Here is a 12628-nt window from a genome sequence, read left to right on the forward strand (position 1 = left end):
CTTTCAACTGCTAATCAAGGACTTATCGCCTTAAGTTGGCGCTTATGACATTTTCTCCACGTACAATCGCCTGCATAAATTCAAGTTTTAACAGTAATTGTTTCATACCATCCACATCCAGGCGCACCGTATTATGAGAATTATAATCTTCGGCGCGTGAAATTCTTTCTTCACCTATATCAAAAAATTTTTCGTAATTGAGATCACGCAAGTCAGGGGGCACCCTAAAGTAATCCCCCAAATCTTCCGCACAAGCCATTTCTTCCCGACTTAATAACACCTCAAACAATTTTTCGCCATGGCGAGTACCAATAATATTAATAGGATGGTCAGGCAATCCCATCAATTCACGCAATGCCTTTGCGAGTGTTTCAATCGTCGCTGCTGGCGCTTTTTGCACAAATATATCGCCATTGCTTCCATGTTCAAACGCATATAAAACCAAATCAACCGCATCGGCTAAGGTCATCATAAAGCGGGTCATGTGTGGGTCAGTAATCGACAGAGGCTTGCCTACCCGAATCTGCTCTATAAATAATGGAATGACCGAACCCCGTGAAGCCATGACATTACCATAGCGAGTGCCACAAATCACGGTTTTACGTTCGTCTATATTCCGAGACTTCGCCACCATAACTTTTTCCATCATGGCTTTAGAAATCCCCATCGCATTAATTGGATAAACCGCTTTATCCGTACTCAAGCAAATCACTCGTTTCACTTCATTCTGGATTGCCGCTTCAAGCACATTCTCTGTTCCAAGAACATTCGTATTGACGGCTTGCATGGGGTGAAACTCGCAAGATGGCACCTGCTTTAAAGCCGCCGCATGAAAAATAAAATCTACGCCACGGGTCGAATTCAAGACAGATCGATAATCGCGCACATCGCCGATATAAAACTTTAGCTTTGAATTAGCGTATTTTTTACGCATATCATCTTGTTTTTTCTCATCCCGCGAGAAGATACGAATCTCCGCAATATCCGAGTCTAAAAAGCGTTTCAATACCGCATTCCCGAACGATCCTGTTCCACCAGTAATTAACAGCACTTTATTTTTAAACATTTCTGCACTCTCTAACGCTTTTCATACATAAATTGAATCAGATCTGGCCAACTTTTAGGCGCATAACCCGTTGCCATTCTAAAACGATTGGAATCCAAAGAACGATCAATTTTCAAACTATCGTCCGGCAAAATCTCAAGAGATTTACCGTAAACCTGTTTAACAAAATTCAATAACGAATATTTATCAATCGGCTCTGCGGATACATGATAAAGTCCAGACAAACCCGGGCTTGGCAAAACAAAGTAGTTAATCACCTGTGCCAACTCAGCCGTTGGCAAACCGGAAAATATCGCTTTTGTGAATCCCTTCACCTGCCCCTCTTGGGATAAAAACCAATCTACCAAAGACGCATTCGAATTTAATTCATGCCCAATTATAGAAGTCCTCAAAGTCACGCAATGCGAATAATCATGTAATTCACCAATGTACTTTGATTTACCATATAAATCTTTCGCATCAGACTCATCCGACTCCAAATACATACCCTTATCACCGGAAAATACACAATCGGTACTGATATGAATCAGCCTGCAACCCTGCAATCCACACAACCTGGCTAAGCGATGTGGAAACATCGCATTAATCGGCAAAGCCACCAACGGATTTTTTGAATTGGGCAACTGCTTAATTAGCCCTACACAATTCACCACGACATCTGGCTGCACATTGACTAACAAGTCAACCAGTGCATCTTGATCAAGTACATCAATACCTACAATCAATTTTTGCTGAAGTAAGTCTGAAAAAAAGCGCTTTGCGGAGCCGTTCCTAACTGTTCCATACACATCATGATGCATAGAAAGCGTTTTAAAAACGGCACTACCAAGCATCCCCGTCACACCTAAAACCAAAACCTTCATATCCAATCCAATTACTTATTTTTGAAACGTTTGATAGCAAACTCAAATAGTGCCTTATTGTCAGCCACGTCTGCATCAGAATTGACTCTTGACGAAGCTCTTTCCATAACTTGCTTACGCCAAATAGAACGCGCATCCCTGCTCATATTAGCGACCTGCTCAATTTTCTCTATAAATAGAGACTCGGACTCTAAGGGCAAATCCCACCCTAAGTTATCGTCCGATAAATTTAACCAAGGCGTTTGGTCACTGGTCAAAACCGGTGTACCAACTGATAGTGATTCCGCAATAACATGACCATAGTTTTCACCACGTGTAGGAAAAAAAAACAAGTCGTAATGCGAAAAAATGTGACTCACTTGCGCTGGGTTAACTGCGCCACAATAATTAACCTTAATATACTTGGGAAGAGCATCAATCCACTTTAAACAAGACTGCCAATAATTTTCATCCTCTATAGGACCATAAATATCAAAAATTAAGCTGCTTTTAACATTCGATAACACTCGCAATGCAAAATTTAAATTCTTCATTGGTGAAATACGTGATAAAAAAACCAGTCTAACTTCAGAAAGCACTTGGTTATTTTGGTCGTTTGATACCCTAGACTTTTTTTCAGGCAAATCCTTGGCTATAAAAATTGAAGCAGGATCAACATTCAGAGCATTCAAGATATCTATCTTTTCAAGTTCACTAGAAGCTTGCCACGTTATATTTGTATAAAGCCCAAACCAATTGGCCAAATTTATATACAGTTTTTTCTTAAAGGCCTTTAATGCCAAAGCACCCTTAGAAAACTCACCGCGTGGCGCTAACACTAACGGACAAGGCTTAATTAAACCTAACCGCCTTGCTATTAAAGGCTTGATGGAAAAATTAACATCAAAAAAACTATTCAAGTACAAAACATCAAAATTGGCATCGTTAATAACTTTTGCAAAAGATTTAACATTAAAGTGGTCAGGTGACAAATACAAAACTTTAGAAGAATCTAGCTCCATCCATTCATTCGGCTGTACTGAAGGATAGACCTCAGTATCACCAAGATCACGGTCCCTTGTCACAATCCAAAACTCTAAATCACCATCTAATTGCGTAACCATATTTTGAATCGTTTTTATTGGCCCTCCGGCTTTAAATCCTGGTAAATAAAAAGCAACTGAGACATATACACGCAAACTAAATCCTTCTTAAAATCATTAGAAAAACATATAATAAAAAAATCGAAATACAAATATATGCTAAAAAAACAAAAGTTAAATATGCAAAACTTACTTGAGAAAAAGCATTAGCAATATTAAACGAAACAAATGAAGATAATATTGGATTACAAAAAAGATTGCTTAAAATACGCTCAATGACAAAGCCAATTAATGACAATAATATCACTGATAAAAATATAATATAATACGTTCCGGACATACCAACAATTCCGTAGTAACCTGGTAACGTTAAAAAAACAAAATCTTCATCAGCAACATATTTAGAATTAGAGGAGACTTGATAAAAAGAATTCACTCCTAGGCTTGCATCCTCCAATAACAGCTTAAAAAAAATATCTATAGATGCCAAGCTTTCACCGATACTCACCATAAGGGCTTCAGCACCTATCCATCTATTGATAAATAAACTTAGGCTTTCTCTAAAATAGCCAATGTAAACGCCACTAATTGTTGAAGCGTTTATTGAGTACAATTCTATCCTATACAAACTAACAAATATTAAAGAAAGGACTAACCCGAAAAACGAAAAATAAAAAATATTAAGATTTATTTTCAAAAAATGGCTTTTATGCAAATAAAAAATTGATACTAAAATAGGTAGCCAAACCAAAACGACAAAAATTCTAGAAGCTGTTGAAACAGAAGCTAGCAGAGAGAAGAAAAATATGAGAATCAATAAATTAGTCCTCACCATCCTTCTAGACAGAACGTCATATGAAAACAATGCTACTAATATTAATGGAATGCCAAACTTTATTAAATAGGCTATGTGAGCATTTAAATAAAACGGTAGATCAATTTTGGATGGAACTCCAGTTACAAAAAAATTAAACTTAAAATTTAAAACATATGGAATAGATAAAAAAAACACTAAGACTACCCAAACATGAATAGGCATCAACCTTGTAATTATAAATTTATTATCCTTGTTACCTTTAAAAGGTATCCCAAACAACCGCCCCAATAACAAACCCGCTATAATCATAGAAGAATAAAGCCAATAACGAGACCAATCTGTAAGAGAGAAATCAAATCCACCTGTTGGCTCTATCCAATCATAACTAAATACATAATGAATAATTGGCTTAAAAACCACACCAAGAAAAAAAAAGGCGAGCATATATAAAAAAAACCAGCTTACTTCCCCCTTATTTTTAATAAAAAACAGGGATACTATAAGCAATAGTATAGTTAGGGAGAATCCTAGAGCTATCTCTATCATGAATAATCTTTATAACGTCTTAACACACCTGAAGCTAAAGTTCTCCAAGTTTCTTTTTTAAATAATTTCAAAGGATCATACTTAATTGACTTCAAAAGAAAAAAAAGTGACAAAAGGAAACGTTTTGATTGTGCTTGATTCTTACTAACCAATAAATATGATGTTGACTTAGATCGCATCATATCAAGCTTGGTGGCATACACTTTTGAATCAGTTAACCAAAACCTTTCTATGACATTACTAATTTCCTCTGCCCGAATTTTATCCATAACTTTAAATGATGCTGATGATTCATGTATTCTATAACCACCTACAAGACAATCAACTTTATAAAAGGTTGTTACTGCCGACAATCTCAACCAAAATTCAAAATCAGGAACTTGATGTAGGGCTTCATTCCAACCACCTACTTTTTCAAACAGTTCCTTGGCAAAAATGGCACCCAAACCAGGTTGACAAATTAGATCAATTTGCAGCCTACTTTTAGAATATTTCTCCGGCTCAATCTTTTTTACAATTCTTCCAGATTGTGTAATGATATTAAAGCTTCCATAAAATACACCTAATTTTTTAAGATCAGCTTCTTTTAAAGCATCAACTAAACATGATATTGCATCAGGATATAAGATATCATCTGAACTTAAATAGCCAATAAATTTGCCCTTAGCTATTGTCCATCCCTTATTAAGAGTAGCTGATTGACCCATATTTTCTTGTGTTATACAGGTAACTCTTTCACGGTATAAGTTTAATACCTCTTCAGTATGATCAGTAGAACCATCATTGATTACAATATATTCAATATTTGGATAGGTTTGCGCAAGAATACTTTCAATCGTTTCAGCTAGATATTCTGCCTGATTGTAGGTTGGTGTTACAATTGTAACCAAGGGAAATTCTTCAGAATTCATATCAACAAGCCTTTAAATTACTAATCTGTTTTTAATCTGAAAGTATAATTTTATTGCCGCATATGCAATTATCAATAACTCTACTGACGCTTTCCAAAAAATATCTATATTTAAAAAAATTAACAGAAGCATTACAGAAACAATAAAAATGTAGCTGCTTATGCTTGTGAGATTATTATTTTGTATAGCAGGCGCAACGCTGGAAAAGTAAAACATCAATACTGTATCTACAGACATTCTTAGAACCCAAGCCAATGCTGCTCCTAGTGGGCCATAGACATTAACCAACCACACCAACAAGAGTAAGAAGAATGGAAATTCAGCAAGATGAATCAGTGCTGTTTTTTTCGAATTTCCCGAACTTTGTATTGCAGTAAAAGGAACATGAGCTAAGCTATTTATTAAAATCCCAAGCGCTAATAACGCAAAAATATAGCGACTTTCATTTGCAAAATCAGAGCCAATCCAAAAACTTAATATCTCTTGTTCAAAAAGTATAAAAAAGCCACACAAAGGAAGCATAACAGCAAAAATTACTTCTATTGATTTTTCATATAAAAAACTCGATCGGTCTGTTTTTTCTAAAAATGCCGATGCAAAAACAGGAAATAATACAGCCGTTAGTGCGCCAGGTATAATCCAAAGCTTTGTTACCACTTCGTGTGGTGTCGCATAATAAGCAACAGCACTTGCGCTGACTATCGCGCCAATTAAAAACCTATCTATGTAACCCATCAAAGGGCTTATAATGTTGCTTACAGTCATCCACCCTCCATTAGAAACAAGGGGCTTGGCGTATCTTAAGTCTATTTGTAGGCGTCTAAAATTTTCTGGAATAGTTTTGCTTGCATACCAATAATAGACAATCAAGCTCATTACCCTTACAGCAAGCAGAACTAAAGCTATATAATCCAGGCGCGTATCCCAAAACAATACTACAAACAGAGGCCCTAAAAATGTAAAAACGCCAACAGGCACCCTAATGATATTAACTAAATCAAAGCGTCCATTTGCTTCAAGTACACCACGCGCACCTGCAGACAAAATAACAAACGGAATAGCGAAAGCCATAACGTAAAGAGCACTTATAACCTCTTGATAATTTTCTAAACCTTTTAGCAAGTACGCTAACTTTTCTGAAAATACGGCGGTGAGACCTGCTAGCACAAAGCCAATAATAGCCATCAAGAAATAGGTTGTACCTAATACTTTGGGTATTCGCCAGAACTTACGCTTTGCAATCAAAACACTTAACTCTAAAGTAAGCGCTCTCCCTAACCCCATGTCTAATAAACTAATGTAACTTACAATTGCCCAGATGAGTGTTAAAACTCCAAAACGCGCAACACCAAGAGATTCAATCAATACTGGGATCGTAAATATAGCCACAACAAGCGGCAAGCCCAAACCTAACAAGTTATAGAAGGTGTTTTTTACTATCATGTAAAATCATCGAATTATTAACGTTTAGCATTATAGAAGTTACGCATTGACGTCTGAAATGTTCCATTGAGGGCATAAAAGTACCAATGACTTCATTGAATAAATCCCGCCGTAATCGATAGCAATTACTGATCAACTCCATGGCGTGTAATCGTTGTAATTGCACATAACCACAGATGACCGCAAACAAATGGTTTTTGATGGCGCTCTTGTGGGCATTTCATTTGTTTATCTCGTTGCACCCTCATCGGGTCTCATTTAGAGTCCAATATTAATGGAACGACAACTATCCTTACAGAGGGGCGGGCCGAGCACTCTTGCTAGCATAACTTGTGTAAAAAATGCTCACGCCGCCCCCGCTAATGAGCCAATCCACAATAGTGAGATTGCTATGGCCGCCTTGATTGTACTCACAATGATACCGTTATCGTATTGGCTAGAATATTTAGTTGATCAGCAAAAATCCCCTTTGCCAATAGACCTTTATATGAGAAAAAGAGAGAATCAGGAAATGTCGATTGAAATCTGGCCATCAAGGAGAATAGGCCAGTTAATAGAATAGGTGGAGTCAAGGTCTTGTCTTTTGCATCAAGCTATCATGTTTCTGTCATTTTACTACAAAGTGTAGTCTGGGCATGCTATTCAGACAATACTCCTTCTTTTTCGCCCCCGGAAATAGTAGTAATTAAAAATACCTGACCCAACACATTGATTAATATCGCGTCATCCCTCTGGGCGGGGCGGGTTATTTAACCCGCCCCAAACGTTTAACTTAGGATCTGGTCGTAAATAATTTCTCCATAATCGTTCCTGCGCTCTGCGCGGGAATGCATCCTGAACCGCTCTGCGGTTCGGGACGCGGGAGCGTCCCTGTCTGAGTGACCACGCGGAGCATCGTAACTATATCGGGAAGTTATTTTTTGCCAAATCCTTACCCTAGTCACGGTTGAATCGTTCAGGACATCGTTGACCTGGCTGAATAGTTGCATTAATTCTTTCTTCATAATCTTGTTCCGGAAAACGAGATAAATCATCCTCTATGCCTTTTCATCCACAAAAGCCTTAGCTGTTTTTCTTAATTGATCATCCATCGTAATCACCGGCTTCCAACCTAACAACTCCTTGGCTTTAGAATTATCGACTTGAAGCGAACCAAACAAACGTGTGACGATATCCTCTTTGCCTATCAACTTGACAACTAATTTCATCAAATTAACGGGAACCGGCAATAATAACAGTCGTTTACCCAAAGCCTTCGCCACCTTTTGCAAAAGCTCTGTCGTGGAAACATCCTCGTCATCGGAAATCAAAAAAATCTGATTAGCGGCCTTAGGATGGTTAATGCAACAAATCACAAAATCCAACAAATTATCCAGAGCGAGCAATGATCTTTTGTTATGTATTGCACCGAAAGGCAAAGGCACTCCTTTGTTAACCCATTTCATCAACGCTCGAAAATTCGCTCTGACACCGGGACCATATATTAACGGCGGACGGATAATCACGATTTCCATTCCCGTTGTTTCAGATAAAGCCATCAATTCCTGTTCCGCTTCGTATTTCGATAGTGCATATGGATCAGTATTAGCTGCAAGGTCATCCGGCTTGAAGGCTTGCCCAGGGGCTGACTTTTCGCCATTAACCTTGATCGAACTAATAAAGATAAATCGCCTGACTCCTGCAGCGGCCGCTTGGCGAGCCAGATTCAGGGTTACATCGACATTGACTCTTCTATATATAGGTAAAGAGTCGGCATGATTTTCATTAATCACATGTACACGAGCCGCGGAATGCACCACCACATCAATACCTTGCAGCGCTACCGACCATTCCGTGTCGGGCGAAAAATCTCCGACGGCTTCTTGCCTTATTTCATTTGGCAAATCTGTCGACACCTTACGAACACCCGCCACCACATCATAATGGCAACGCAGTAATTCCGCCGTTAACGCACGCCCCACAAAACCAGTAGCCCCTGTTAACAATATTTTCATAACATTGGCATTCTATTAATCGCCCGAAACATCTTGAGCCTCTAATTCAAACTTTTTCGGATGATATTCCAAATCCCGGATCGCATCGGCATGATCAAAAATCAGATCCGAATTCATCCTTTCCGCCATCGCAAAAGACCAATGTCTATACCTGGGCAACAATCGCAGGCCTGTGACGGCCAATTTAAACAAAAACAACGGAATAGAAAAAAAGCGCGGCCGCAAAGCCAGTGTTCTAAAAATGCGGACTACCAGCTCTCGATAAGACAAGGTTTCACCACCGGCGATATTATAGGCTCGATTAGCCAGATGGGCAGACTTCAATGCGGAAACACAAACTTCTGCAACTTCCTGACAATGCACCGGCTGTCGTAACCCGTTAGCTTTGCCAAACAATGGAAAAAATTTAAACCGCCTAATAAACCGTGCAATTTCGGTGATATTTTTATCCCGTCCTAGCCCGTAAATTAACGTAGGCCGCAAAATTATCCAGTCAACATCATGCTTAGCGCCCCATTCTTTAACTGAATTTTCTGCAAAGGCCAGCTTATGCGCAATTGCTTGCTCTCTCAAATCGGATGATTTGTCTTTAGTGAAACGACTGGTAGAAGAAAGCACTACAATACGACGTACGCCGTATGCCTGAAGCATATCGAAATAATCTGGCAAACACCAAATCGGCATCACCGATATCCAATAAGGGATATTATCCGTTACCTCGTCACGAACGGATGAAAGATCATTCCGCAATTGTTTCCAGACAACATGATTATTCGAATCACTAATAACATTTCGTGAGAATGCATTGACTTGCCAATTCTCTGCCGTTAATAAAGGCAGTAAACATTCACCGATCAAGCTTGTCGCCCCCAACAAGCCAACATGCTGTTCAACCATTCCGCAAACCCAGCCTGTTTACAATGCGTTTGCCGATCAAGCAACCGAACACCAATGCAAACCGAAGCCATACGCCAATAAACACCAGCATCATCAAAGGCAGAGGATATTGATGGCGGAAAAATTTACGATAAAAGCGCATCATCCCCTTGTGCTTATGCCATTCGACAAAAACAGGCCGCCCTTCGCCACAAACGCCTAAAGCATGCACGATCTTAACCGAAGGATCGAAGAGTATTTTCCAGCTTTTTTGTCTGAAGCGCATGCACCAATCGAGGTCTTCACAATGCAAGAAGTAGCCCTCGTCCCACAACCCCACATCGTCAATCGCCTCGTTTTTTACTAACATGCAAGCGCCGGAAATCGCCTCTACCTCAATAGGTTGATCGGGCATAGGCTGTTGATGCAAATAAAAATCATTGAATAACCGCGGCCAACGATTTCTAAAGCGAGTCAACCCAAATGCTCGAACAAACGAACGCCATGGGGTAGGCACTGAGCGACGCGCACCCGCTTGCTCTGAGCCATCGGGATTAACCAAAACACCACCGACCATCCCCGCCTGTTCATTAGATTGCAAACAATTTAACAATCGACTGATTGACCCGGGAACAAAAGAGCAATCTGGGTTCAAAAACAATTTATAGCGCCCGCCAGAGGCCTTAATGCCGATATTGCATGCCGCCGAGAAACCGAGATTCTTTGAGTTTCGTATAATATTTATCTCAGGCAAATCATTCAAAGCCTCTAGGCTACCGTCTGCAGAAGCATTATCAACAACAATGATCTCCATATCTAAAGGGCAAGCTAGTAAAGAAGCAACACATTCTCTTAGCAAATTACCCGCATTGTAATTGACGATAATCGCCGAAATCAGTGTATTCATAGAACAATTACTTTCTTATCCAGCTTTTATCCAACACTCTCCAAATATCGCCAATCGAAGCGACACGCTGTTTCTGTATCTGCCTTCGTTTTGCCCACATTTTCGGTAATCCCTTTATCGCATCAATTTTGGCACGCCATATCACCTTACCCTGTCCGCGCGCAGAAAAAACAATTATCGTTACAACATTAAGCAACAAATGCAACGGCAATAATAACCAAAATAGAATACCAGGCATGTTCTTTACAAAAGTCCACACCAAATTTCTATGTCCATGATAAACCCCGAAATCACTATGCTGCCCCCCTGTACTAGCCGACCCCACATGGTGAACCACCGCTTCAGGTACATACATTGCTCCATACCCCGCCAAACGCAATCGGAAACCTAAATCGACATCCTCCATATAACAAAAATAGTCTTCATCAAACCCACCCGCATCATCTAATACGGATCGCCTATAAAGAGCGGCAGCGGCACAGGATGAAAATATCGCTTCAGACTTTAACTGTTCGTCCGAAATCTTTTGGCTATAACCTTTACGCCATGCTAGACCACTTATATGATATACGTCTCCCACCCCATCAACAATCTGAGGATTATCCGCGCATAACTGCCGCGATCCAAATACAGCGATATTTGGGAAATTTTCCGCGGCCACAATTAAATTTTCCAGCCAATCAGGTTCAGGAAAGGCATCAGGGTTAAGCAGAGCAACGTAATCAGTGCTACATAGTGGCAATGCTTGGTTATTGCCTGCGGCAAAACCAACATTGGCTTCCATCTGTAATAGCGTTACATTTTCTGGCAGATCTAGATCGCCTATAGAGGCATCTGTACTAGCATTATCAACAACAAAAACCCTTTCAGGCTTTATTGTTTGATGCATCAACTTTTCTAAACACTTCTTAAGAAGCTCACCGCTATTCCAATTTACAATTATTACGCTTACAGAATACAATGAAGTTTAATTTTCTGGCCAAAACATTATTACTGTATTTACAAAACATCTGTAATACTTCATACAACTTGATTTGTAGAGCTTGATAATCGATTATCGTGAATTAATTTGATCGTACTATACCAATCCACAGCACAAACCTTTAGTATTCTCTTTGATAATACATAATCTTTTACATTCTCCGCGATTCGTTTTCGCATAGGCTCATTTTCAACAAGCATATTCATTGCCTCGAACCATGAATCTGGATGGTTATCTGTAAGGATCCCGGTTTCTTTGTGCAACACAGATTCTGAATATGGCCCTATTGAGGAAAATATACCCGGGATTCCAGCAATACCATAATCGAGAAGTTTGATGTCTGACTTGTATAGATTGAAAGGATGTTCAGTTAAAGGCGCGAGACCGATATCCCATTTTACAGTTTTGCGAAACCACGGCACAAACTTTTCATAGTGATCTGAGTACCCGGGATCAAAGAATTCAATCTTGTTACCGAAAATTTTTGAAAATCGCTCTTGTTCGGAAGAAACTCCAATGACTTGAAGACGAATTCGATTTGGATGCCTCGCGAGTAACCTCCTAAGTGGTTCGATCAACATATCGAAGTCGGAACTATGCGTTTTCGTCCCCATATAACCAACCGTGATTTTCCCTAATTCAGAAGATTCAAAGTTAGAATACAATTTTTCTACAGCATTCATTTTGAGCCATAGCGTTTCATCAAGCGCGTTAGGAATAACAATAATATTATTAGCCAGTCGCGATAAACGCATTTTGAGCGCTGGAGTCGAAACAATGACACCATCCGCCTCTCGTAAAAAATATCGAACAATACGATTGATATTTTCTGGAGGAGGCATACTCGCCTCGGCATCTCCTAAATCCAACAAATTGTCATCCAGAGTATAAATAAATGTTGAATTTCTAGCTCGAATTTCTTGAATAAGAGACCTGGCATCAGATTCAGTCAAAGACGGTTTCCACCAACGTTCGACTATAACAACGTCAGCGGTTTTTTCTGATAATTTGATATCCGAGTTTACATGAACTAGCTTTTCTAGAGATTCATGATTTAACGGACGAAGGAGTCTGATATTGGAGCAACCATGAGGCTTACCGTTCATATCTCGCTCGCAAAGGACATTAATATGCATCATAA

The 12628-nt window shown here is 39.3% G+C and carries 11 protein-coding genes; all 11 read right to left on the reverse strand.

Going from position 1 to position 12628, the window contains the following annotated elements; genetic code table 11:
* Positions 1 to 22: 22 nt before the first annotated feature.
* The 11 genes from Q9L42_RS02945 to Q9L42_RS02995 all read right to left on the reverse strand — a co-directional run bounded on the left by Q9L42_RS02945 (position 23) and on the right by Q9L42_RS02995 (position 12626).
* Entirely contained in the window at positions 23 to 1066 is a 1044-nt protein-coding gene (locus Q9L42_RS02945) for a polysaccharide biosynthesis protein (RefSeq protein WP_305909927.1), read from the reverse strand.
* Between the two features lie 11 nt (positions 1067 to 1077).
* Positions 1078 to 1929, reverse strand: coding sequence for a dTDP-4-dehydrorhamnose reductase family protein (locus Q9L42_RS02950; RefSeq protein WP_349431857.1), 852 nt, complete (start codon positions 1927 to 1929; stop codon positions 1078 to 1080).
* Between the two features lie 11 nt (positions 1930 to 1940).
* A complete protein-coding gene (locus tag Q9L42_RS02955) occupies positions 1941 to 3107 on the reverse strand; it encodes a glycosyltransferase (protein WP_349431858.1) in 1167 nt (388 codons plus the stop codon).
* Position 3108: 1 nt separating this feature from the next.
* Positions 3109 to 4374: a hypothetical protein gene (locus Q9L42_RS02960; protein WP_349431859.1), complete on the reverse strand. Its 1266-nt coding sequence runs from the start codon at positions 4372 to 4374 to the stop codon at positions 3109 to 3111.
* The gene (locus tag Q9L42_RS02965) at positions 4371 to 5285 is read right to left on the reverse strand and encodes a glycosyltransferase (RefSeq protein ID WP_349431860.1); all 915 of its coding nucleotides are present in this window, start codon (positions 5283 to 5285) and stop codon (positions 4371 to 4373) included. The genes Q9L42_RS02960 and Q9L42_RS02965 overlap by 4 nt, the downstream gene beginning before the upstream one ends.
* A 12-nt stretch (positions 5286 to 5297) precedes the next feature.
* Positions 5298 to 6728 (reverse strand): flippase, encoded by a 1431-nt coding sequence (locus tag Q9L42_RS02970; protein WP_305909920.1) that lies wholly within the window; start codon positions 6726 to 6728, stop codon positions 5298 to 5300.
* Between the two features lie 1037 nt (positions 6729 to 7765).
* Positions 7766 to 8722: a UDP-glucose 4-epimerase family protein gene (locus Q9L42_RS02975; protein WP_349431861.1), complete on the reverse strand. Its 957-nt coding sequence runs from the start codon at positions 8720 to 8722 to the stop codon at positions 7766 to 7768.
* Between the two features lie 15 nt (positions 8723 to 8737).
* Positions 8738 to 9619 carry an NAD-dependent epimerase/dehydratase family protein gene (locus Q9L42_RS02980; protein WP_349431862.1) on the reverse strand — a complete coding sequence of 294 codons (882 nt, stop codon included), beginning with the start codon at positions 9617 to 9619 and terminating at the stop codon, positions 8738 to 8740.
* A complete protein-coding gene (locus tag Q9L42_RS02985; protein ID WP_305909916.1) occupies positions 9612 to 10505 on the reverse strand; it encodes a glycosyltransferase family 2 protein in 894 nt (297 codons plus the stop codon). The genes Q9L42_RS02980 and Q9L42_RS02985 overlap by 8 nt, the downstream gene beginning before the upstream one ends.
* Before the next feature lie 7 nt (positions 10506 to 10512).
* Positions 10513 to 11466 (reverse strand): glycosyltransferase family 2 protein, encoded by a 954-nt coding sequence (locus Q9L42_RS02990; protein ID WP_349431863.1) that lies wholly within the window; start codon positions 11464 to 11466, stop codon positions 10513 to 10515.
* A 59-nt stretch (positions 11467 to 11525) separates the two neighbouring features.
* Positions 11526 to 12626, reverse strand: coding sequence for a glycosyltransferase (locus Q9L42_RS02995; protein ID WP_349431864.1), 1101 nt, complete (start codon positions 12624 to 12626; stop codon positions 11526 to 11528).
* Positions 12627 to 12628: the final 2 nt, after the last annotated feature.

The organism is Methylomarinum sp. Ch1-1 (assembly GCF_030717995.2).
GTDB lineage: Bacteria > Pseudomonadota > Gammaproteobacteria > Methylococcales > Methylomonadaceae > Methylomarinum > Methylomarinum roseum.